This window comes from Vreelandella subterranea, from assembly GCF_900111305.1.
In the GTDB taxonomy this organism is placed as follows: domain Bacteria; phylum Pseudomonadota; class Gammaproteobacteria; order Pseudomonadales; family Halomonadaceae; genus Vreelandella; species Vreelandella subterranea.
Genome location: NZ_FOGS01000009.1, coordinates 1 through 21,728 on the forward strand (window position 1 = coordinate 1; position 21,728 = coordinate 21,728).

Consider the following 21,728-nt stretch of genomic DNA (forward strand, 5'->3'; position numbering starts at 1 on the left):
TCGGTAATATTGGCACGACGAAGAGGCTGAGCCGCTTCAGCCTACGGGGCAAGAAGAAGGTGCAAGGTCAGTGGAAGCTCTACTGTATGGTGCACAATATTGAGAAGTTAGCGAATTATGGTCACTTGGCCGCTTCATGAGGGGCTTTGAGCGGGTGATGTTGCTTTGTGAGCGCAAAATACAGTATTTAACGCGCTTTGGCTGGGCGCTCAAGTGGCTGAATGCCAATATTAGTATGACTCAGCCAGGTGGCTGGTTGAGCCAAAAAATTAGGACGCCAGGCGATAGAAGTGCTCGAAATCGGGTTTTCTACAGCCTCGTTAGGGCATAAATTATGATCGAGCTACCACTATTTACTGATGTGGCGAAAATAGATGCTCAACATCCTATCTACAAGATGATCCGGGATGGTGACTATGAAGCTGAAAGAAAGGTTCTCCTAGACTGGTCTAGGGGCTTCGAAGATCGAGATGGTAAATTCTGCCATGAATTTCAAACCAGTTTCGAACCCTGCTTATGGGAACTTTATATTCATGCGTTTCTTAAAGAGATAAAAGTCTCAGTCGACTTTAAATACGACGCTCCAGATTTTGTGGTAAATGCGGAGCAGCCGTTCTGTATTGAAGCTACGATTTCTGCTCCCGCTCATGGGCAAAAGCCACCTCATGGCTACTCTATGGACTCTATGCCGGACGACTTCAATCGTTTCAATCAAGAAGCAACTATTCGGTTCTGTAATAGCTTTACCTCAAAGGTTAGGAAGCTGAGAGAGCGCTATTCAAAGCTTCCTCAAGCTCAAGATAAACCATTTATTATTGCAATCGCTTCATTTGATCGTCCATTTTCTCATATGTCAGCTATGAGGCCTGTCATTAGTGCGCTTTATGGGCTGTATCACGATGAAATGAAAACTATTGAAACTGGCTCACCTGAGATGATTAGTTACAACGTTGATGGTGTGGTAAAGAATGATAATGTAAATATTGATTTAGGGTATTTTTGTTCACCTAATTATTCGGACGTAAGCGCTGTTATTTTTAGTAGTCTTGCCACATGGGGAAAGGTTAGAGCCGTTGCTGAAAATCCAACAGCTATGACTATGTATACGACCTATCACCCTAACCCTGGCTCACTTCATCCTACTATTAAGCATACTCAAAAATCAGAGTACTATGAGCATCTGTTAGATGGCCTGTGCATATTACACAATCCATTTGCTAATAATCCCCTAAAGCCTGGCACATTGAGTCACGAGAGGTTGGCTCAAGGCTTTGTGAGGGACGACGGTGAGTTGGATTTCGAAGCGCCCGATGATTTTTTACTTATGCGCTCGTTAATGTCCATAAAGCCAGCTAAAGAGTGAAGTAGGCTGGATGCCTAACAAACATGGAAAAAGTTTCCCTTGCGCTTCAACTTCGCCCGCGTTAGCAGGGACTTACGATCCCTATGATTTCCGAAATGCCAGAACTGTCCTTACTTTGACCAGTTTCTTCTTCCGAGTGAACTTATAATTCTCGTCCACAACCACCAGTAGAGTTTTAAAGGCATCGTACCCGCAAGACCAATATCATTTTCAAAGCACTGCAGCTATTCTATTAATCCAGTTTATACAAGGCAATCCACCAATACTATGACCAGAAAAACACTAGGCTTGAAAACAAAAAGACAGGCAGACGCCAAGCCCGCCGACGAAGTGGAAGACCAATTCCCAAATGATCCCGAAAAGCGTTTTTTAAATGGCGTCGCTATTCATCCTTCTCCGCGCATTGTTTTAGTGCCTGGTTCTCAAGAGCGTACCGTGCGGGCGATGGATTTGATTACGCCTATTGGTATGGGGCAGCGTGGGCTGATTGTGGCGCCGCCGGGCTCTGGCAAAACGACCATGCTAAAACATATCTGTCAGGCCGTGGCCGAGGCTCATCCTGACATAAAGCTGTATGCCTTGCTGATTGATGAGCGGCCTGAAGAAGTGACGGATTTTAAGCGCAGTGTGTCGGCAGAGGTACATGCCTCGTCGTCAGACGAGACCTACACTCACCATGTGCGTATGGCCGATAAGCTGCTTGAGACGGCGCGTAAGCAGGCAGGCGAGGGGCATGATGTGATGATCGTGATCGATTCGCTGACCAGGCTCTCGCGGGTTCATAATTCTGAGCAGCGGGGCAATGGTCGCACCATGTCAGGTGGGCTGGATTCCCGCGCGATGGAAATACCGCGAAAACTGTTTGGCGCTGCGAGAAAGATCGAAAACGGCGGATCGCTCACCATTCTGGCCACCGTGCTGGTGGATACGGGAAGCCGTATGGATCAGGTGATTTTCGAGGAGTTCAAGGGCACGGGTAATATGGAGCTGGTGTTATCCCGCGACGTGGCAAATCAACGGATTTTCCCGGCGATCGATATTGCCAAAAGCAGTACCCGGCGAGAAGAGCTTTTGATTGATGCAAAAGATATTGAAAAAGTAAGGGCATTGCGTAGAGCGTTGACAACCCTTAAACCAGTAGAAGGCGCTCAGAAGTTGCTTGCTTTATTGGAGAAGTATCCCACTAATGCCGAGCTGTTGGATGCGTTTTTGCCCGCCTCCTGAAATGTCTATAATAAAAATCCCACCTGTTTTTAAGAGGTGGGATTTTTGGTAAGTATTAACGAGTGCTTTTTTTACTATGGTTTATGTTTGACGCGGGCACTGCTTTTTTAACCGGAAAGCCTGCAATTTCTTTGCGCTCAATCGTATTTTTCAATCGCCTTTCAATAGCACAAAGATTTTTAAAGTCACTGATGTCTACAAGGGAGATGGCTTCACCTGAGGCACCCGCACGGCCGGTTCGGCCAATGCGGTGGATGTACTCTTCGGGCTGGAAAGGTAAATCGTAATTCACCACACGGCTCAGTTCACCAATATCCAACCCTCGGGCGGCGACCCCCGTGGCCACCAGGTACTTGAGTTCGCCCGTTTTGAACTGAGTTAACACCTGTTCGCGCATGGCCTGGCTTCTGCCGCCATGAATGGAATCCGCTGCGATGCCGCGTTTTTCCAGTTGGGCAACCAGCTTGGCCGCACTGTGTTTTTTCTCGACAAAAATAAGCGCCTGATCCCACGCTTGCTCGTTGATCAAATGGCTTAATAAGGCGGACTTGGTGTCTTTGTCTACCGTGATTAGCCACTGTTTGATCGTGGCGGCGGCGCGGACGTTGGGCGTAATGGCGATGTCAGCCGCCAGGTTGGTCATCTTGCTGTCTGAAAAAGCGTGGGCGATGGCGCGAACGTCATTGGTCATGGTGGCCGTGAACAACAGGTTTTGACGGTTTTCAGGCAGGCGCACGATGATTTTGTGGATATCATCGACAAAACCCATATCGACCATTCTGTCCGCTTCGTCCAACACCATCACTTGTAGCTCATCAAAGTGCAGCGCTCGCTGATGCGCCAAATCGAGCAGTCTGCCCGGTGTAGCGACCAGAATATCCACGCCTTCTATTAAACGCTCCTTTTGCGGCGCGGTATCCACGCCGCCATACGCGGCCATCGAGGTTAAGGTCGTGTGCTTAGCGTATTGAGCCACACTGGCTTCGACCTGAACCGCTAACTCACGGGTCGGCACGAGAATCAGCGCACGTATGCGTTTGCCGCGCAAGGTTTCCGCGTTACTGAACTGTTCCAGCAGAGGCAGCACAAAGGCAGCGGTTTTGCCTGTTCCTGTTTGTGCGGTGGCGATTAAGTCGTTACCCGAAAGAATGACAGGAATGGCTTGTTCCTGGATGGGCGTTGGCGTTTTGTAACCCAGCTCGGTAATCGCTTGAACAAGAGGACTGGATAATCCTAGTTTTGCAAATGGCATAAGGCGCTCTGACAGAAAGTCGTGAGGGGTGTCGAAAATAAAAAGTGGTGCAGTATAGCGCGAGAGCCGCCGTTCGTTTCTTGAATTATCCAATCAGCGTCGTAGTGTTGCTATCTCACCCCTTGATTGTGGCGTTAGAGGCTCATCTTTGGCTTTACGATTCTGACATTAATCAGCACAAGGCCGACTTATGCACGTTGAGCGGTCTATCGATCCACCCGAGCCCGTTGCTCAGCCTGATCCAGAAGCACCGCACCGCTACCTGATTCGGCCAGTATGTCGTCTGGGTTATAGAGCGGGCAACGGGTCATGCTCAGGCAGCCACAGCTGATGCAGCCCGTCAGGTTATCGCGCAGTTGTTAATACTATATCGTACGGGAAGCGTTCCAGAATAAGTTGGTTCTGGACTGCACAATGCTTTAGCAAACACGGAATACAGACGCTGACGCCGATAGGAGCTCAACGATGAAGGTGTGTGCTGCTCAGCTTCGACCCATCGCGGGTGATTTTGCGAGTAACCGCGCGAAGCATCTTGAACTCATCGAGCTTGCCGTTGCGCAGCGAGCAGATGTCGTATTCTTCCCTGAGCTTTCGCTAACGGGTTTTGAGCCGCGCCTTGCTGATTCACTGGCTGTCGATATAAACGATCACCGGCTTGATGTGTTCCAGGCATGGAGCGATCAACACAATCTACTTATCGGTGTTGGTATGCCGATCATCGTTGAAGAGGGCGTGCAGATTGGCATGGTGTGGTTCACGCCGGGTAAGGCACGTTGCTTTTATTCTAAACAACAGTTGCACCCCGATGAGTACCCCTATTTTGTGCCAGGCTCTGAACAACGTGTATTGAAGAGGGACGGCTGCAAACTGGCTCCGGCTATCTGTTACGAGTCGCTTCAAATGAGCCATGCAGATGAGGTGGCTGCCTTGTCCGCCGAGTTGTACTTGGCCAGCGTTGCCAAACCCGCAGGTGGTCTGGACAAGGCCATGGCGCATTATCCCGCCGTCGCGCGCCATCATCATATGAGTGTGATCATGGCAAATTGTGTCGGGCCGAGCGATGATTTTATCAGCGTAGGCCAGTCGGCCGCTTTGAACGTGCATGGAGAACTGCTTGCGCAGATGGATGCCGAGTCGGAAGGGCTGGTAGTGCTGGACACCGTTAGCGGGCGTGCTAGTGTTAAGCAACTTGCTAATATGATGCTTTAGCGGCCAGAAAGTGACGCCTCAGACGCTTATTAACGATTTGATATGGAGGTTGATTTGCGGACACCGCAATCCGTAAAAAAACTTGAGGAGCTTGGCCGGGTGCGTTTGTCAGACTCCTTTTTCATGAGAGATTTTCTGTATTCGGAGATTTCTCAAATCGAGGGCATCCCTAATATCCCGGAATATCCTGATGTTGCCATAGAAGCTGGTAGAGGTTTGTGTCAGCACGTTCTGGAACCGATCCAGAAGGCGTTGGGGCGCGTTTCAATCAGGTCGGGGTATCGGTCACCCGCCGTAAACGAAAAAGGGGCCGAAAACAAAAATCAGTATAACTGCTCTAGCAACGCTTCAAACTATGCTCACCATATTTGGGATTATCGAGACAAGGACGGCAACATTGGGGCAACGGCTTGTATAGTCGTTAACTCGTTTGTTGACTATTACGAAAAAACGGGAGATTGGCAGGCGTTGGCGTGGTGGATTCACGACAATATTCCTGGATATTCCTCACTATATTTCTTTCCGAAGTTAGCAGCGGTGAACGTTCGTTGGAGCCCGCAACCTGAGAAATGTATATCGAGTTACATTCCGCCAAAAGGAATGTTAACAAAGCCCGGAGAGCAAAATCATAGCGATGATCATGCCTACCTATACAGTCATTTTTTGAACAATCTCAAAATATAATCGCTGCAATTTCTGTGGCAGCTTTTCCGTTACGGCTTCACTTCTTTCAGCAGCCGGGCGGGCTGCTGGCGTCATGAAAAACACCACCAGTGCGGGGTATCGCGACCATGTTTGACGATTTTGAGAAGCGCCGTATTCAAACCGATGACGCCGAGATATTTGTATGTCGCGGCGGATCTGGTCCACCGCTTTTGCTGTTGCACGGCTACCCTCAAAATCACGTGATGTGGCATGCGGTGGCAACGCAGCTACGCCACCATTTTACGCTCGTGATACCCGACCTGCGGGGCTACGGAGAGAGCAAGGGGCCGGAACCCGATCCAGAGCACCAAGGGTATTCCAAGCGCGCCATGGCCCAAGACATGGTGGAGGTCATGTCGGCGCTTGGGTATGAGCAATTTCTGCTCGCGGGCCATGATCGCGGCGCACGCGTGGGCTATCGGCTCGTGCTTGATCATCCCGAGCGGGTCCTGCGTTTTGCCGCACTCGATATCGTCCCAACCCTTGCGGTGTGGGAACGGATGAACAAAGATGTCGCCATGCGCACCTACCACTGGCCCTTTCTTGCCCAGCCGGCTCCCTTGCCCGAGCGGTTGATCGGTCACGATCCCGAATTTTATTTGCGTCACCTACTGGCGCAGTGGGCAGGGCGAGTGGAGGCTATCACTGCTCCTGCACTAGCCGAGTATATTCGCCACTTTAATAAGCCCTCTGTCATTGAGGCAACGTGCGAGGATTATCGCGCAGGGGCTACGGTTGACCTGGAACATGACCGGGCGGATCGCAATTCTGGTCGTCGGATTCAATGCCCGATGCTGGTTGTCTGGGGCAGGGGCTTCCTCGCCGGGCAAGCTGAGTCGCCGCTTAGCGTCTGGCGTGATTGGGCTGATGATGTACAGGAAGTCGCTCTAGACTGCGGGCATTTCGTGGCCGAAGAAGAACCGGACGCATGCGCCGCCGCCCTTCGCAACTTTTTTGGTGAATAGGCGGATCTGAATTTCTATGAATCCAGGTAATAGAAAAGGTAATAAACTGTGATCAACACCAAGATATACAAGGCGGTTTACGAGTTGGCTGAAAAGCTGATGAAGGCTGCCGCCAAGGATGACAGAGAAACATTTGATGCGCTGTATGCCGAGTTGCGGGCAATCTGCATCGATAACGAGAACACCGATAAAGACCACCCGGAACAATGGGAAACCCTTGCGGACTTTACCGAAGAGCTGGAAGACGCGCTGGCGGGCTACGAAAAGGCCCTGGAAAAGGCCAACGCCATTGATTCCAACGACCATCAGGCTTCCATTGGTTTTTCCATGGCGATGTTGCAAGCTGAGGCAGGCAAGACCGACGCGGCTATCGCCAGTTTGCGACAGGCCAAAACCAGCGCGCAGGGCATTGAAGATGACGAGCTGAAAGCCGACATCGATGAACTTCTTGAAAAACTAACTACCGGCCAGGAACCCCATTTTGACCAATAACGATATTTTTCGCCGCATCCGCTACACCTTCGATTTAAAAGACAGCACCATCGTGGATATTTTCGCCCTGGCAGAGGTCAGCGTGACCCGCGAGCAGGTCGCCGCCTGGCTGAAAAAGGATGAAGATGATGCCTTTGTCACGATGAAGAACAAGGAGCTGGCGGCGTTCTTGAACGGGTTTATCAGTTTCAAGCGTGGCAAGCGCGAGGGACCCCAGCCCGAGCCGGAAGCGCAACTGAACAATAATATGGTGTTCCAGAAACTGCGCATTGCGCTGAACATGAAAGCGGATGATGTGCTGGAAGTTTTTGAGTTGGTCGGTCTGCCGTTGAGCCATCATGAACTCAGCGCCTTTTTCCGCAAGCCAAGCCACAAGAATTACCGTGAGTGCAAGGATCAGATGCTGCGCAATTTCCTGCTCGGCATTCAGCGCCAGTTGCGGCCCAGTTCTGAAGACGCTAGTCCCGAAGTCTGAAAGAAGCCCTTCACGCCAGCAGTGCCCCGCCTTCGTAAAGGTAAGAAGGCGGGGCACTCCGCTTTGCTCTGTTTGCCTCAAGCCCTGGCGGCGCTGCCCTTGTAAAGATGCGCGCTAAAGAAACTCCGTCTATTTCCGATAACTCTCTATACGACGAACATGCACGACCGTCACCCAACGTCATGAGAGCCCGCCATGCCCAACATATTGCGCTTTATTATCACGGCCGTACTGCTGTCTTTCAGTACGCATGTAATGGCCCATACTGCCAATGAGGCGGAGGCCGCTGCGCTTGCCTGGTTGAAAGCGATCGATAACGGTAATTATGAACAAGCCTGGGAGACCTCGTCGCCGATCTTAAAAGCGCCGCTTTCACAAGGTATGTTGGCGCGCACCATTGAGCTTGTACGCCGGGACTTTGGTGAGGTGGCCTCGCGCAAGCGCATTCGTACCAGCCACCAGACGTCCATGCCGGGTGCGCCGAGCGGCGACTATATCGTCTTTACCTTCCAAACCGGCTTCGAGAACAGTGGGCGTCGGCTCGAGACCGTTACCCCTCACCTTGAAAACGGCACCTGGCGGGTTAGCAGCTATTACGTGGAAGCGCCCTGATTTGCCAGCTACCAGCGCTGCATGCCTGGCGAATCAGCGTTATTTCCCGATAGGGATAAAAATGCCAGGTTGGCGCTAAATCGAGTCAATTTTTCCCGCTAAGGAAGTTTACGCTTCGCCTCATTACCCAACCCACCATAAGTGCTATGTTGAAAGTATATCGATGTGGCGACATTACTTGTTCATAAAATATGCAGGGTGTAAGTTTTGTATATGATGATTCCGGTGGTGGGCGTGCTTATATGATGGCTGCTGACCCAGGCAGCTAGGCAATGGTTTCAGGACGCGAGGCGCGGGGAGAGCTGACATGCGAAGCCTTTCTTACAAATCCCCTTGGCTGTGGTTATCGCTGGCAGGTTTGTTGATGCTGGCGCTTTCGTTTGCCTGGCAGGCCACGGCGCAGACCTCTTCGCGTAATGCCCTTGTCATGAACATTGAAGGGGCCATTGGCCCCGCCACCAAGGATTATCTTGAGCGCGGCCTGCGCAATGCCCGTGAGCAGAACAGCGAGGTGATTGTCGTTGAACTGGATACGCCAGGTGGCCTGGTCGACACGACCCGCGACATGATCCGTGAAATGCTGAATACCGATATTCCCGTGGCGATGTATGTCTCCCCCAGCGGCGCCCGGGCGGCCAGTGCGGGCACTTATCTGCTGTATGGCAGCCACGTCGCCGCCATGGCGCCCGCGACCCATCTGGGGTCTGCCACGCCGGTGCAGATGGGCGGTTCCGGCTTTCCCGGCAGCGCTGATGAAGCAGATGACAACGTCGAAGGCCAATCGGAAGGCGAGACTGAAAGAGAAAGTGAAAGCGCATCTGGAGGCGAGAGCAGTGCCATGGAGCGCAAGGTCATGGAGGACGCGGTGAGCTTTATCCGCAGCCTGGCCGAGCGTCACGACCGGAACGCCGATTGGGCCGAAGCGGCGGTGCGCGAGGCGGTCAACCTCACCGCCAATGAGGCACTGGAGCAGAACGTCATCGACGTGATTGCGCAGGATCTGAACGATTTACTTTCACAAATAGACGGTACGACGGTGGTCATGGAGGGTGGTGATCGGACGCTTGAGACAGCCGACCTCGCCATCGAGCGCTTTGATCCGGATTGGCGCACAGAGCTGCTTTCGCTGATTACCAACCCCAATATTGCCTACTTCCTGCTGATCATCGGCTTTTACGGGCTGATCTTCGAACTTTCGAGCCCTGGCAGCCTGTTCCCTGGCACTATCGGGGTTATTTCGCTGCTGTTGGCGCTCTTTGCCTTTCAGATGCTGCCGATCAATTATGCGGGCCTGGCGCTTATCATCGTGGGATTGGCGCTGATGGTGGGCGAGGCGTTAATGCCCAGCTTTGGTGTATTGGGAGTGGGCGGGATTATTGCCTTTGTGCTGGGGTCGATCATGCTGATGGATGCCGAGTACCTCGCCATTTCGCTGCCACTGATTGGCGGTGTGGCGCTGGTGTCCGGCGGGCTGATGCTATGGACGCTGACCCGCTTCGCAACGCTGCGCAAGCGCCCGGCCCACACAGGGATGGAGCAGCTGATTGGCGCAAGTGCTATTGCCCTGGAAGATTTTGACACGCGCGGCCACGTGCGACTGCACGGCGAGCGCTGGAACGCGGTGACCAATGTGCTGATCAAGCAGGGCGACGAGGTGAAAGTGGAGCGCCTTGAGGGCTTGACGGTCTATGTATCACCCCCGTAAGCGCCTGGCCGCCAGTGCGTTACACATCAATCGCTAGACGAGGTGTCCCATGTTGCTATCTTACTTAGTGCCCGTTGTCCTGGTGGTGTTACTGATAGCCGCCTCCATTCGCATTCTGCCGGAATATAAACGTGGCGTGGTGTTCTTTCTGGGCCGTTATCAGAAGGTAAAAGGGCCTGGCCTGGTTATCGTGATCCCGGCCATTCAAAAGATGCAGGTGGTCGATCTGCGTGTCATCACCATGGACGTGCCCGAGCAGGATGTGATCTCCCAGGACAACGTCACGGTGAAGGTCAACGCCGTGCTTTACTTTCGCGTGATCGACCCTGAAAAGGCGATTATTCAGGTGGAGAACTTCACCCAGGCGACCAGCCAGCTGGCGCAAACCACGCTGCGTTCGGTATTGGGTAAGCATGACCTGGATGAAATGCTTTCCGAGCGCGACAAGCTCAACGACGACATCCAAGAAATCATCGACGCTCAGACAGACTCCTGGGGTATCAAGGTGGCGAACGTCGAGATCAAGCACGTGGATCTGGACGAGAGTATGATCCGCGCCATTGCCCGCCAGGCCGAGGCGGAGCGTGAACGTCGCGCCAAGGTCATCCACGCTGAGGGTGAACTGCAGGCTTCCAAGAAACTGGTCGAGGCAGCCAACGTGATGCAGGAAAACTCTGCTGCGCTGCAGCTGCGCTACCTGCAGACCATGAGCGACATGAGCAACAAGAACGCGTCGACGATCGTCTTCCCGCTGCCCATGGACATCATGGAAGCCTTCAAGGACATGAAAGCCAAGCACATGCCGCCCGCATCGGGTTCGCCAAAAGACGACGCTTAAACGCTTCTGATAGGGCTATAACGAAGGGTCAACGTGGCGGTAAATGGCGGTAAGCACGCTATAGCACCCAAATGCCAGCAGGCCAATGGCGACAAACCCAAACAGCCATTGCCCGAAGGCCTGGCCCCGCAAGGTGTTAAACGCTTCCGCCGTGCCGCCAGCTTCGTTGGGGTCGAACTGGTAGGCGGCGATCATGAACAAGCTACCCACGATCACAAAGACGAGCCCGCGAACCACCAGGCCAAAGCGGCATATCGGGTAGGCCCAGGCTTGGGTGCGCGAGGGCATGGTGAAGTGCTTGACAAACTTGGCCTTGTAGCCTTTGACGGCATGGGCGATCCCCGCACCGATGATGGCGATGCCGACAGCAGCCACCAACCAGCGGCCAAAGGGTTGCTGCATCAGCCAAGTGGCCATGCCTTCCGAGCCCCCGCTTGAGCCACCCGAAGAACCGGACGAAAGAAAGCGGAAGACAAGGCGGGCGGCAAAAAATGCCAGCAAGGTGTGGGTAACCGCACTGACGAACAAGCCTGCGCGAATCACCAGCCCTTTGGCGCTGGTGCCGTGGCGGTCGGGGTCCTTGAAGGCCTGTATGCAGCGCCACATGGCGTACCCAAGCAGCCCCACGGCGATAATGCCCAGCATCACCTTGCCGAACGGCGCCCCCAGAGCGGCTTCCAGCGCGCCACGGCTGCCTTCCGCCTGGCCGCCCTGATCTATGGCGGTGAGCGCCGCCAATCCCCCCACCAAAACGTAAACCACGCCGCGGGATGCATAGCCCAAACGGGCGAATGCGCTGATGGCATCGCGGTGGTCGGGTGCGGGCGTAGAGCTTGCCATGGTGTCCTCCTGACTGGCGATGGCGGGTAACGTCCTCAAACACCCTGAGATCCCTCTCGGATAAGGACTCATGCTACTGTTACTTTAGCATGCTGGCAGCGTTAACAGCATTTTGCTTTGACGCTATAAATGCTCAGATGCAAGCGTGTATTTCAGTCGTCAAACACGATAAAAGCCAAGAGGTCACCATGAAAGCCATCGGCTTGCTGGGGGGAATGAGTTGGGAATCCACGCAGACCTATTACCGTATGCTCAATCAAGGTGTTGCGGAGCAACTGGGGGGCTTTCATTCGGCGAAAATAGTGCTCTATAGCGTGGATTTTGCCGAGATCGAAACGCTTCAACGCCAGGGCGACTGGGAGGCGATGGCGGACATCCTGGCGAATGCGGCCTGCTCGCTGGCGGCAGCGGGGGCGGATTTTCTGGTGATCGGCACGAATACCATGCATAAAGTAGCTGCCGAGGTGGAGGCGGCATCAGGCCTACCGCTTTTGCATATTGCCGAGGCAACCGGCGATATTCTGGCCCAGCAGGGGATAGACCGCGTTGGCCTGCTAGGTACCCAGTTCACCATGGAGCAGCCTTTTTACCGGCAGCGACTGGAGGCGCGGGGGATTGAGGTCATCGTGCCTGAGTCCGAGCAGCGTGAGGTCATTCACCGCGTGATCTATCAGGAGCTCTGCCGGGGGACGATCAGTCCCGCCTCGAAAGAGGCTTATCTGGACGTGGTGGCGACGCTTTCAGCGCGGGGCGCGCAGGGCGTGATTCTAGGCTGCACCGAGATTGGTTTGCTGATTAACCAGAGCGATACCCCGGTCGCGCTTTTTGACACCACCGAGATCCACGCCCAGCGTGCGGTGGCCTGGGCGCTGGGTGATGGCGTGGCCGCCTGAACGCTTGCCGTTAATGGCCAAATACCGACCAGCCAGTTTTCTGGACAAACATTTCGAGCGCCTGGGTGCCTAGAAGGCTGTTGCCGTAGGCATCGAGCCCCGGCGACCAGACGGCGATCGCCCCGTGGCCCGGCGCGATCGCCAGTATGCCGCCGCCCACGCCGCTTTTAGCCGGTAAGCCGACACGAAAGGCAAATTCGCCGGAGGCGTCGTAGTGGCCGCACATCATCATCAACGAGTTGATTCGTCGGGCCCGCTGGGAAGCTACCACCCGAATGCCGCTGGGCTTGTTGATACCATCGGATGCCAGAAATAGCCCGGCGTGAGCGAGTTGCTCACAGCTCATGGCAATGGCGCACTGGTGAAAGTAGGTACCCAGCACCTTGTCGACATCGTGGCGTAGATGCCCAAAGGCTTTCATGAAATGCGCCAGCGAGGCGTTGCGGTCACGGTGGGCCATCTCTGAGGCAGCTACCGCATGGTCGAAGTAGATGCTGTCGTCATCGGCGATATAGCGCACAAAACTGAGAATCTCGCCCAGGGTCTCTTTGGGTTCGTGGCCCATCATGATCGCATCGACCACCGCAATAGCCCCGGCATTGATGAACGGATTACGCGGCTTGCCGCTTTCATGCTCTAGCTGAACGATGGAGTTGAACGGATCGCCCGATGGCTCGCGGCCCACTTTCGACCACAGCGAATCACCTACTTGCCCAAGCGCTATGGTCAGCGTGAATACCTTGGAGATACTCTGGATGGAGAAGGGCGTGGTCGCGCAGCCCGCCGAGTACACCTTGCCATCCACGGTGGCCAGGGAAATGGCAAACTGTTTTGGGTCAACGTGGCTAAGCTCGGGGATATAGTCCGCTACTTTGCCACGTTCCTCTGCGCTCGCCATGGTGGCGGCAATGTCGTCGATCAAGGCTTGCATGGGCGTATCGTGACCGTCAGTTGAGGCGGGCAATAACCCTAGCGAAAAATCCGGGCACTGTCTGCTATTGCAGTCAGCAAGATTCGGGTCGGCAACTCGCCTGTGAGCGCATAGGCTGTGAAGGTAACGGTTAATACGACGATGTGAGAGACGACAATGAACGACTATGAGCGTATCGAGAAAGCCATGGATTACATGGTGGCCCATGCGGCCGCACAGCCCAAGCTGGAAGCGGTGGCTGCTCACGTTCATTTGAGCGCCTTTCACTTTCAGCGTTTGTTCTGCCGTTATGTCGGGATCAGCCCCAAGCGTTTTTTGCAGGCGCTGACCCTGGAGCGCGGCAAGCAGTTGATGGCATCCTCTAGCTCACTGCTGGATATTGCCCATACGCTGGGGCTTAGCGGTGGCTCGCGGCTTTATGATCACTTTGTGCAGTTGGACGCGGTCACTCCTGGAGAGCACAAGCGCCAGGGGCAGGGCGTCGAGATTGCTTACGGCGTTCACGCCACGCCGCTGGGTAGCCTGTTCGTGGCGGTCACGCCGCGGGGTATCTGCCGCATGGGGTTTGTGGATGCCACCAGTGCCGACGAGTTGCTGGCACGGCTTGCCAAAGAGTGGCCACTTTCCACGCTTCATCACGATCCTGACGCCACGCGTTTTGCGGTGGAGGCGCTTTTCAACAGGTCAGGCGATGCCTCTGCCACTTTGTCGCTGCATGTGACCGGCACCAACTTCCAAATCGCTGTATGGCGGGCGCTGCTGACCATTCCAGAAGGCCAACTGGCTAGCTACTCGCATATCGCCCAGGCGCTGGGCACGCCCAAGTCGTCGCGGGCGGTAGGCAATGCGGTGGGTGCCAACCCCATCGCGATATGGATTCCCTGCCACCGGGTGATTCAACAAAGTGGTGCGCTAGGTGGCTACCGCTGGGGCGTGGCGAAGAAGCAGATGGTGCAAGCCTGGGAGTTGGCGCAGTTAAAGGATACAGCACCTAAACCGGAAAGCTGTTTTATCAGACATTAGAGGTGAATCAATATTAGTCGACTAAACCCCATGTGCATCATATCTTAAGTTTTTTGTTTTTAAATACACCTTATCTTTATGAATAATAACTACTTTATATTATTAGAAAGTGTTCATTAACGTACTAAAAAATAATGAGTCAAGTAGTAGTTTATAGGTTGATTGTTTGGCATGACCTAGTATTAAATGCGCTTGCTTTTCCCTCCGGTAGCTTACCTAGCGAGCGTTATTGCCTAATGATGATGTTTTCCCCCCGGTTGTCCGCGATGTTTGACAGGCACCCGCTTTTTTTGGCTGTCGCTGTTGCGCTGGGCAGCATTTCGTTGACTGCTTGCAGCTCCGGCGGTGGGGGCGTTAGCAGCAATACGGCCCCTTCAGATAGCGATTCGACAACCAATATAGCCCCAAGCGAGCCCCTTAGCGTACGTGTGGCAGTCGCCGATACGGGTTTTGATGTGGATGACATCGTCAACAGCGAATTGGTGATTGATAGCCTGAATATCTATACGGGGAGTACGGATGTCAGCGGAGGCAATGAATGGCACGGCAACGTGGTGGCGTCGACCATTACCGGTGGTTCGTTAGGTAATGCACGCCTTGACCTCTTGAAAGTCGCTGATAGCGATGGCGTGACCTTTAATAACGCACTGGATTACGCCATTGGGGAAGCTGCCCAGCGTGGCGCGAGAGTCGTCAATGCCAGTTTTTCACGACGTCTTGAAGCAAGCGACCCGAATCTCGCGTTTAACGGCGTAACATCGTCTGAGTCTTACCAGCGAGTGGTAAGCGCCAACCAAGGTAAGGGCGCTATCTACGTTGTAAGCGCCGGTAATGACGGCACTGCCATTGATACCCAAGGCCGCCCGATTTATGCGAGCCAACCCGAACTCTTCAACATGATGCTGATTGCAGTGGGAACGTCTGAGGATGGCCAAATTCACCCTTCCAGCAGCTATCCGGGAGCAGATACTGAGCTCCAGCGGCGTAGTATTGCGACTGAATTTGCTAATCCAGCGGTAGGTGCACAGGGAACGTCTATTTCAGCCGCCAGAATTTCTGAGTATGTGGCCGGCATTGTGGGTCAATGGCCTCATTTGACCGCAAAACAAGCGAGCCAACACTTGTTGGATACGGCCAGCCAAACCAGCGTGCTTTATCAGCAAAATACGTGTGGCGATGCCGCGAATTTAAACTGTGGCACTTTTTACCTCGGCCAGGGAGAAGCCGATATAGACGCTGCATTAGCGCCAGATGGTGATTTGATAGTGCCTCAAAGTGATCGGGTGATGGCAGGCGGTGATTTGGCTGAGGCGTCTTATATGCAGCTTTCAGCAGCCTATGGTGATTCGCTTTCTGAGTCGGGTGTATTAGATGGTGTCGCTGTATTTGATTCCCTGGGGCGTGACTACCAAATGAACCTGGGACATCAAACGCAGCAGCGCTTAAGCCGTGCTCACCACTTACGTGATCAGATGGAGCGGATGTCGCTTACGTCGGCGCAGGCCACGCAAACGGAGTCGATGCAAACGGATAATTTCCACTTTACTTCGAGTGTGAATGCCGCGGGGGATTTGCTAAGCAGCCGTTTCGATGGCCGTTTTGGTAATACCACCCTAAGCGCGTTCAACTACGCGGGCAACCAGATTGATCCAACAACCGGTTATGCGGCTTCGGGCATGATGCCGATGATTTCATTCCAGTCCGGCGCGACGGTTACCAATTCGTTTGAAAGCGTTAACGGCATAGAAGCACGTTATTCTTTGACCGATAAGCTGAGTATCTCTACTTCCTATTGGGTGGGTGATGTCGAAGACGATATAAGTATCGGTAGTGACTATCGTGCCAACCGCTCTGACGTTGAGCTAGCCTATCAACTAACGCCCGTCTTAACCCTGACAACGCATGTGGGCCGCTTGAATGAGGAAAATGGCCTGCTCGGTGGCAACGGCTCGGGGGCTCTTGCGTTTGGTGAACGCAATCAGATGACGTTTGCCGGTGCTGGTTTACAGGCGAAAGTAGCTAATGGGGTTGCCGCCTTTGCCGACTTTGAGCAGGGGCGTGGCGATGCCGAAGGGAGCGGTTTGATTGCCCACATTGATGATATTAGTGCCCAGGAAATGGCCGTAGGTCTTCAGTGGCAGAAGAACGATGAGCGAGCAGCGCTGACACTTCGCCAGCCTTTGCGCATCGATAGCGCGACGGCGACATTCGATGTGCCCATTGGCCGCACTTTGGACGGCGCTGTACGCCGTGAAACGCGTGAAGCGTCGCTGTCGCCTTCGGGGCGCCAAATGGATATTGAACTAGGCTATGCGTTCAAGCCCAGTGAACGTAGCCAGCTGCAGTTTAACTTGCTACATACGATGGAACCCGGTCATAACGCTAATGCCAGCAGTGATAGCGCTGCAATGGTGAACTATCGTATTGATTGGTAGCAAGACTCAGCGGAGCGACTGATATACGGAGAATGCTGCTAAGAGCTTTTGCTAGCCGTTGTTGCGACGTTAACTCTATCCCGCTACAGTCTCGCTCTTGTTTACCTGGACGAGACCTCCTTATGGCCACACTGATGATTCAGGGCACCACCTCGGATGCGGGCAAAAGCACCGTGGTGGCTGCGCTATGCCGTGCGTTGGCCAGGCGTGGCATATCGGTGGCGCCATTCAAGCCTCAAAACATGGCGCTCAATAGCGCCGTTACGGAAGATGGTGGCGAAATTGGCCGTTCCACCGCACTGCAGGCCCAGGCCGCTGGCGTTAAGCCACACAGCGATATGAACCCGGTGCTGCTCAAACCGGAAAGCGATCGTGGTTCGCAGGTGATTTTACGCGGCAAGGTCTACGGCCATATGGACGCCATGGATTACCACGCCTTCAAGCGCACCGCCAAAGAGAGCGTGATGGCCGCGTGGCAGGCGTTGGAAAGCCGCTTCGATGTGATTATCGCCGAAGGCGCGGGCAGCCCCGCTGAGATCAACCTGCGTCAGGGTGACATCGCCAATATGGGCTTTGCCGAAGCGGCTGACTGCCCGGTGATACTGGTGGGCGATATTGAGCGAGGCGGGGTGTTTGCTCAGTTGGTGGGGACGCTTGCGCTGCTGAGCGAAAGCGAGCAGGCGCGTATGAAAGGGTTTGTGATCAACCGCTTTCGTGGCGACATGAGCTTGTTAACCCCAGGCATTGAGTGGCTGACAGCACACACCGGCAAGCCTGTATTGGGCACCTTGCCCTACCTTCAAGGGTTGCTGCTGGATGCCGAAGACAGCATCGGCCTGACCCACGCGCCTACCCAGGGGGAGTTGCTCAACGTCGTGGTACCTGCGTTGCCGCGCATCAGTAATCACACCGATTTTGATCCATTGCGTTTGCATCCTCAGGTAAACCTCACCTTTGTCGGCGCAGATGAGCCGATTCCTGCGGCCGATGTGATTATCCTGCCGGGCAGTAAAAGTACGGCGAGTGATCTGGCATGGTTAAAGCGCCAGGGCTGGGATAGGGCAATTCAGCGTCACCTGCGCTACGGCGGCAAGTTGCTGGGTATTTGCGGTGGTTTTCAAATGCTCGGCGAGTGGGTGGAGGACCCTGACGGCCTGGAGGGCAAGGCCGAGCGTGTCATGGGGTTGGGGCTGCTATCGCTCACCACGCGTATGGTGGCGGGCAAACAGCTACGCAATGTGAGTGGCGTGACGGTGGCCGAAGGGGCGAGCGTCACGGGCTACGAAATTCACAATGGCGTAAGCGAAGGCACTGCGCTGGCCCAGCCGCTGTTTGACCTAGGCACCCACCGTGATGGCGCCGTCAGCGACGATGGGCAGGTGATGGGCACTTATCTGCACGGCCTGTTTGATCATTCAGAGGCTTGCCAGGCGCTGTTAACGCGCCTGGGATTGTCAGCGGCCCAGCGCCTGGATTATCGCGCCCATCGGGAGCGAGAGCTGGACCGTCTGGCCGATACGTTAGAGGCGCACCTGGATATCGAGGCGCTTATTGCTCTTTTGGGAGCTGGCGCGTCGCCATCACGGTGATCTCGACGTGGCAGCCACCACAGATATTGGGCGATTCGGTACAGGTTCTGGCTGGGTAGCGGCCCGGCTCGAAGAACTCGGCATAGACGCTGTCCATGTCGTTGATGGTCTTCAGGTCAGTCAGGTGAACGTCCACGCGCAGCACGTCTGCCAGGCTGCCGCCTTCCATTTCGAGCATGCGTAAAATGGCGCGCATCACTAACCGGGTTTCTTCCTTGACGTCGCCCTTGGCCGCATGGCCGTTCGACAGGTCAGAAACCGTTAGCCCCGAAATAAACACATATCGATCATCCATCACCATATGGCTACCGGGGAAACTCGGTGTGGGCATGGTGGGGTCGTTCATAAATTTCGTCATAATCATCCTTTTATGGTGACTGGTTAAGAGTCCGACACGTTAACACTCGCTAGGTTCATGTTGCGTGGCGCTGTTAAAATGGCTTTGTTTACACTAGGCTTGCCGCTTTTGGCGAGCGGGGGACCTCATGAAAGTAATCCAAATAGACCAGAAAGCACAGCAGGATGCCTGCCTGGCACGGCTGTGCGCAGAGGTTTATGGCCAGTCCGCCGGGCTGACGCCGCTCGTGGTATTTACCGGCACACGCAATGTGCTCCTGGCCGAAGAAGCCGCGCGCCTGGTGGCGGCGGTTGACGGCGAAGGCAAGCCCCAGGCTCTCGCGCTGCTGGTATTGGACGAAGAGGGCGAAGGGATGGCACTGACCCACGCCTGCGACCTGGAGGCGCCCCAGGCCAAGGTGTGGCTAATAAGCGAACTGGCGCTTAAAGCACCGCTGCGTGTTGATGCTGGCGACGCTGAACAGGAAGCGTTTTATCAGCAGTGCGGCATTAAGCGCTGGCTGGACGGCGCCGAGGGTCAGCGGATCGGGTTAGGCGCTCGCCACCCGGCCAATACCGTCGAGGAACTCACCGCGACGGTGGCCATTGACGAAGCGCTGATTTTACGTCGCTTCAAGCATGACCCGGCAGCGTTTGACCAGGCTAAGCAGTTATTTGTCGATGGCCTGGCACATTTCCCCGAGGCCTTTTAAAGGCCAATCATGCAGTGACCAGGCGACTACTTTTTCGCCAGTTCCCGCATGGCGGTTTCCAGTCCTTCCATCGTCATGGGGTACATGCGGTCGCCGATGATCTCGCGGATAAGCTGCGTTGAGTAGGTGTACTCCCAGGCCCTTGGGGGCATGGGGTTAAGCCATGCCAGGCGCGGGAAGGTTTCGCACAGGCGCTTGAGCCACAGGCCGCCGGGTTCGTCGTTGAAGTGCTCCACGCTGCCGCCTGGATGGGTCACTTCATAAGGCGACATGGCCGCATCGCCGACAATCACCACCTGATAATCCGCGCCGTAGGTATGCAGCACCTCCATGGTCGGGATGCGCTCGCTGCCGCGGCGCATATTGTTCCGCCAAACGCCTTCGTAAAGGCAGTTGTGAAAGTAGTAGTGCTCAAGGTGCTTGAACTCGGAGCGGGCCGCCGAAAACAGCTCTTCACAGACGCGAATATGGTCGTCCATCGAGCCGCCCACATCCAAAAACAGCAGCACCTTCACCGCGTTGTGGCGTTCAGGGCGCATCTGCACGTTGAGCAGCCCGGCGTCCTTGGCGGTTTCGCGGATGGTGCTATCCACGTCGAACTCTTCGAGCGCGCCCTGGCGGGCAAACTTGCGCAGGCGGCGCAGCGCCATTTTGATATTACGCGTGCCCAGCTCCAGCGAGTCATCGTAGTCGCGAAAGCGCCGCTCGTCCCATACCTTGGTGGCGCGCCGGTGGCGTGAACCGTCCTGACCGATGCGAATGCCTTCCGGGTTGTAGCCGTAGGCGCCAAAGGGGCTGGTGCCGCCGGTACCGATCCATTTATTGCCACCTGCGTGGCGCTCTTTCTGCTCTTCCAGGCGTTTCTTGAACGTCTCAATGAGCTCTTCCAGGCCGCCCAGGGACTCGATCTTGGCTTTTTCTTCCTCCGTCAGCTGCTTCTCGAACTCACGGCGCAGCCAGTCATCGGGGATCAGCGCTTCAATGGCGGCGTCCATGTCCTCGAGGCCTTTAAACCAGGCAGCGAAGGCCCGGTCAAAGCGGTCGAAATGGCGCTCGTCCTTGACCATCACCGTGCGGGCCACCTGATAAAACGCTTCCATATCGGCAAATACCACGCCACGCTCTACCACGGCGTGAAGGTCGAGCAGCTCGCGCAGCGAGACCGGCACGCCTGCGCGTTTTAATGTTTCAAACAAGCCGATAAACATGGCTTAGCGGCCTCTGCCTTTCTGGCGGCGCATCATGAATGCCAGACGCTCCAGCAGTTGGGTATCCTGCTCGTTTTTGACCAGGGCACCGGCCATGGGCGGCAGTGCTTTTGACGGGTCGCGGTTATAAAGCGCTTCCTGAGCCAGCTCATCTGCCATCAACAGTTTCAGCCAGTCCACCAGTTCCGAGGTTGAAGGCTTTTTCTTGAGTCCCGGGGCGTCACGCAGGTCGAAAAAGACTTCCAGGGCTTCGCTGACCAGCCGGGGAGCGATGTCAGGAAAGTGCACGTCGACAATGGCCTGCATGGTCTCGCGGTCGGGGAATTCGATGTAGTGGAAGAAACAGCGGCGCAGGAACGCATCCGGCAGCTCCTTTTCGTTGTTGGAGGTGATGACGATGATCGGGCGATACTCGGCGCGGATGGTTTGGCCGGTCTCGTAAACGTGAAACTCCATCCGATCCAGCTCCTGGAGCAGGTCGTTGGGGAATTCGATATCGGCCTTGTCGATTTCGTCGATCAGCAACACCACCCGCTCGCCGGTACTGAAGGCTTCCCATAGCTTGCCGGGCTTGATGTAGTTGGCGACGTTCTCGACGCCTTCAACACCCAACTGCGAGTCACGCAGACGGCTCACGGCATCATACTCATAAAGCCCCTGGGCCGCCTTGGTGCTGGATTTGATATGCCAGGTGATCAACTGGGTACCGAGCGACTCGGCGAGTTCTTCGGCCAGCAGGGTTTTGCCGGTGCCCGGTTCGCCCTTGATCAATAGCGGCCGCTCTAGCACCACGGCCGCATTGACCGCCTGCTTGAGCGCATCGGTTGCGATGTAGGAAGAAGTGGATTCAAACGCCATGGGAGAGCCTCGGCTTGTCGAAAGCAGGGTTATAAAAGGGTAAACGGATTCAAACAAGTGTA

The 21,728-nt window shown here is 55.0% G+C and carries 22 protein-coding genes; 16 read left to right on the forward strand and 6 right to left on the reverse strand.

Annotation, left to right across the window (positions count from 1 at the left end; all coding sequences use genetic code 11):
* The 3 genes from BMX75_RS13165 to rho all read left to right on the forward strand — a co-directional run.
* The coding region (locus BMX75_RS13165) for a transposase (RefSeq protein ID WP_139197168.1) at positions 1–140 on the forward strand (140 nt) is incomplete at its 5' end.
* Between the two features lie 194 nt (positions 141–334).
* Positions 335–1,363, forward strand: coding sequence for a glycosaminoglycan attachment site (locus BMX75_RS13170; protein ID WP_092828653.1), 1,029 nt, complete (start codon positions 335–337; stop codon positions 1,361–1,363).
* 267 nt (positions 1,364–1,630) lie between these two features.
* Positions 1,631–2,587 carry a transcription termination factor Rho gene (gene rho / locus BMX75_RS13175; protein ID WP_092828655.1) on the forward strand — a complete coding sequence of 319 codons (957 nt, stop codon included), beginning with the start codon at positions 1,631–1,633 and terminating at the stop codon, positions 2,585–2,587.
* Positions 2,588–2,642: 55 nt separating this feature from the next.
* Here the strand turns inward: rho and BMX75_RS13180 are convergent, their stop codons facing one another.
* Complete coding sequence (locus BMX75_RS13180) at positions 2,643–3,839, reverse strand: DEAD/DEAH box helicase (RefSeq protein WP_092828657.1); 1,197 nt, start codon at positions 3,837–3,839, stop codon at positions 2,643–2,645.
* A gap of 465 nt (positions 3,840–4,304) precedes the next feature.
* Here BMX75_RS13180 and BMX75_RS13190 point away from each other — a divergent pair, with 465 nt between their 5' ends.
* The 8 genes from BMX75_RS13190 (at position 4,305) to BMX75_RS13225 (ending at position 10,840) form a co-directional block, all read left to right on the forward strand.
* Positions 4,305–5,048, forward strand: coding sequence for a carbon-nitrogen hydrolase family protein (locus BMX75_RS13190; RefSeq protein WP_092828659.1), 744 nt, complete (start codon positions 4,305–4,307; stop codon positions 5,046–5,048).
* A gap of 42 nt (positions 5,049–5,090) precedes the next feature.
* Positions 5,091–5,732: a hypothetical protein gene (locus tag BMX75_RS13195; RefSeq protein WP_217639880.1), complete on the forward strand. Its 642-nt coding sequence runs from the start codon at positions 5,091–5,093 to the stop codon at positions 5,730–5,732.
* A 107-nt stretch (positions 5,733–5,839) separates the two neighbouring features.
* Positions 5,840–6,718 (forward strand): alpha/beta fold hydrolase, encoded by an 879-nt coding sequence (locus BMX75_RS13200; protein WP_092828660.1) that lies wholly within the window; start codon positions 5,840–5,842, stop codon positions 6,716–6,718.
* A 48-nt stretch (positions 6,719–6,766) separates the two neighbouring features.
* Complete coding sequence (locus tag BMX75_RS13205) at positions 6,767–7,210, forward strand: Replicative DNA helicase (protein WP_092828662.1); 444 nt, start codon at positions 6,767–6,769, stop codon at positions 7,208–7,210.
* On the forward strand, positions 7,200–7,685 hold the full coding sequence (locus tag BMX75_RS13210) for a YehS family protein (RefSeq protein ID WP_092828664.1): 486 nt from the start codon (positions 7,200–7,202) through the stop codon (positions 7,683–7,685). The genes BMX75_RS13205 and BMX75_RS13210 overlap by 11 nt, the downstream gene beginning before the upstream one ends.
* 195 nt (positions 7,686–7,880) lie before the next feature.
* A complete protein-coding gene (locus tag BMX75_RS13215) occupies positions 7,881–8,297 on the forward strand; it encodes a DUF4019 domain-containing protein (protein ID WP_092828666.1) in 417 nt (138 codons plus the stop codon).
* Between the two features lie 307 nt (positions 8,298–8,604).
* Entirely contained in the window at positions 8,605–10,002 is a 1,398-nt protein-coding gene (locus tag BMX75_RS13220; RefSeq protein ID WP_092828668.1) for an NfeD family protein, read from the forward strand.
* Between the two features lie 49 nt (positions 10,003–10,051).
* Positions 10,052–10,840, forward strand: coding sequence for a slipin family protein (locus BMX75_RS13225; RefSeq protein WP_066319148.1), 789 nt, complete (start codon positions 10,052–10,054; stop codon positions 10,838–10,840).
* 15 nt (positions 10,841–10,855) lie between these two features.
* Here BMX75_RS13225 and BMX75_RS13230 read toward each other — a convergent pair whose 3' ends face one another.
* Positions 10,856–11,680 carry a DUF1206 domain-containing protein gene (locus BMX75_RS13230; protein ID WP_092828670.1) on the reverse strand — a complete coding sequence of 275 codons (825 nt, stop codon included), beginning with the start codon at positions 11,678–11,680 and terminating at the stop codon, positions 10,856–10,858.
* A gap of 188 nt (positions 11,681–11,868) precedes the next feature.
* Between BMX75_RS13230 and BMX75_RS13235 the strand changes: the two genes are divergently transcribed.
* Entirely contained in the window at positions 11,869–12,573 is a 705-nt protein-coding gene (locus BMX75_RS13235) for an aspartate/glutamate racemase family protein (RefSeq protein ID WP_092828672.1), read from the forward strand.
* A gap of 10 nt (positions 12,574–12,583) precedes the next feature.
* On the opposite strand, the gene BMX75_RS13240 is transcribed toward BMX75_RS13235, so the two are convergent.
* On the reverse strand, positions 12,584–13,504 hold the full coding sequence (locus tag BMX75_RS13240) for a glutaminase (protein WP_092828674.1): 921 nt from the start codon (positions 13,502–13,504) through the stop codon (positions 12,584–12,586).
* 156 nt (positions 13,505–13,660) lie between these two features.
* Between BMX75_RS13240 and BMX75_RS13245 the strand changes: the two genes are divergently transcribed.
* The 3 genes from BMX75_RS13245 (at position 13,661) to BMX75_RS13255 (ending at position 18,551) form a co-directional block, all read left to right on the forward strand.
* Positions 13,661–14,527, forward strand: coding sequence for a bifunctional transcriptional activator/DNA repair enzyme AdaA (locus BMX75_RS13245; RefSeq protein WP_092828676.1), 867 nt, complete (start codon positions 13,661–13,663; stop codon positions 14,525–14,527).
* A 236-nt stretch (positions 14,528–14,763) separates the two neighbouring features.
* On the forward strand, positions 14,764–16,962 hold the full coding sequence (locus BMX75_RS13250) for a S8 family peptidase (RefSeq protein ID WP_245748551.1): 2,199 nt from the start codon (positions 14,764–14,766) through the stop codon (positions 16,960–16,962).
* Positions 16,963–17,084: 122 nt separating this feature from the next.
* Positions 17,085–18,551, forward strand: a complete 1,467-nt coding sequence (locus BMX75_RS13255) for a cobyric acid synthase (RefSeq protein WP_092828680.1) — start codon at positions 17,085–17,087, stop codon at positions 18,549–18,551.
* Here BMX75_RS13255 and BMX75_RS13260 read toward each other — a convergent pair.
* Positions 18,511–18,909 (reverse strand): RidA family protein, encoded by a 399-nt coding sequence (locus BMX75_RS13260; protein ID WP_092828682.1) that lies wholly within the window; start codon positions 18,907–18,909, stop codon positions 18,511–18,513. The genes BMX75_RS13255 and BMX75_RS13260 overlap by 41 nt on opposite strands.
* A 127-nt stretch (positions 18,910–19,036) precedes the next feature.
* Between BMX75_RS13260 and BMX75_RS13265 the strand changes: the two genes are divergently transcribed.
* Complete coding sequence (locus tag BMX75_RS13265; protein WP_092828684.1) at positions 19,037–19,600, forward strand: hypothetical protein; 564 nt, start codon at positions 19,037–19,039, stop codon at positions 19,598–19,600.
* A 26-nt stretch (positions 19,601–19,626) separates the two neighbouring features.
* On the opposite strand, the gene BMX75_RS13270 is transcribed toward BMX75_RS13265, so the two are convergent.
* Together BMX75_RS13270 and BMX75_RS13275 are read right to left on the reverse strand one after the other, a co-directional pair.
* The gene (locus tag BMX75_RS13270; RefSeq protein WP_092828686.1) at positions 19,627–20,808 is read right to left on the reverse strand and encodes a vWA domain-containing protein; all 1,182 of its coding nucleotides are present in this window, start codon (positions 20,806–20,808) and stop codon (positions 19,627–19,629) included.
* Between the two features lie 3 nt (positions 20,809–20,811).
* Positions 20,812–21,666 (reverse strand): AAA family ATPase, encoded by an 855-nt coding sequence (locus BMX75_RS13275; RefSeq protein ID WP_092828688.1) that lies wholly within the window; start codon positions 21,664–21,666, stop codon positions 20,812–20,814.
* Between the last annotated feature and the right edge of the window lie 62 nt (positions 21,667–21,728).

Bases quoted from the DNA above. Each gene is read 5' to 3' on its own strand.
- BMX75_RS13170 (WP_092828653.1), top strand. From the start codon at position 335: ATGATCGAGCTACCACTATTTACTGATGTGGCGAAAATAGATGCTCAA.
- rho (WP_092828655.1), top strand. From the start codon at position 1,631: ATGACCAGAAAAACACTAGGCTTGAAAACAAAAAGACAGGCAGACGCC.
- BMX75_RS13180 (WP_092828657.1), bottom strand. From the start codon at position 3,839: ATGCCATTTGCAAAACTAGGATTATCCAGTCCTCTTGTTCAAGCGATT.
- BMX75_RS13190 (WP_092828659.1), top strand. From the start codon at position 4,305: ATGAAGGTGTGTGCTGCTCAGCTTCGACCCATCGCGGGTGATTTTGCG.
- BMX75_RS13195 (WP_217639880.1), top strand. From the start codon at position 5,091: ATGGAGGTTGATTTGCGGACACCGCAATCCGTAAAAAAACTTGAGGAG.
- BMX75_RS13200 (WP_092828660.1), top strand. From the start codon at position 5,840: ATGTTTGACGATTTTGAGAAGCGCCGTATTCAAACCGATGACGCCGAG.
- BMX75_RS13215 (WP_092828666.1), top strand. From the start codon at position 7,881: ATGCCCAACATATTGCGCTTTATTATCACGGCCGTACTGCTGTCTTTC.
- BMX75_RS13220 (WP_092828668.1), top strand. From the start codon at position 8,605: ATGCGAAGCCTTTCTTACAAATCCCCTTGGCTGTGGTTATCGCTGGCA.
- BMX75_RS13225 (WP_066319148.1), top strand. From the start codon at position 10,052: ATGTTGCTATCTTACTTAGTGCCCGTTGTCCTGGTGGTGTTACTGATA.
- BMX75_RS13230 (WP_092828670.1), bottom strand. From the start codon at position 11,680: ATGGCAAGCTCTACGCCCGCACCCGACCACCGCGATGCCATCAGCGCA.
- BMX75_RS13235 (WP_092828672.1), top strand. From the start codon at position 11,869: ATGAAAGCCATCGGCTTGCTGGGGGGAATGAGTTGGGAATCCACGCAG.
- BMX75_RS13240 (WP_092828674.1), bottom strand. From the start codon at position 13,504: ATGCAAGCCTTGATCGACGACATTGCCGCCACCATGGCGAGCGCAGAG.
- BMX75_RS13245 (WP_092828676.1), top strand. From the start codon at position 13,661: ATGAACGACTATGAGCGTATCGAGAAAGCCATGGATTACATGGTGGCC.
- BMX75_RS13250 (WP_245748551.1), top strand. From the start codon at position 14,764: ATGATGATGTTTTCCCCCCGGTTGTCCGCGATGTTTGACAGGCACCCG.
- BMX75_RS13255 (WP_092828680.1), top strand. From the start codon at position 17,085: ATGGCCACACTGATGATTCAGGGCACCACCTCGGATGCGGGCAAAAGC.
- BMX75_RS13260 (WP_092828682.1), bottom strand. From the start codon at position 18,909: ATGACGAAATTTATGAACGACCCCACCATGCCCACACCGAGTTTCCCC.
- BMX75_RS13265 (WP_092828684.1), top strand. From the start codon at position 19,037: ATGAAAGTAATCCAAATAGACCAGAAAGCACAGCAGGATGCCTGCCTG.
- BMX75_RS13270 (WP_092828686.1), bottom strand. From the start codon at position 20,808: ATGTTTATCGGCTTGTTTGAAACATTAAAACGCGCAGGCGTGCCGGTC.
- BMX75_RS13275 (WP_092828688.1), bottom strand. From the start codon at position 21,666: ATGGCGTTTGAATCCACTTCTTCCTACATCGCAACCGATGCGCTCAAG.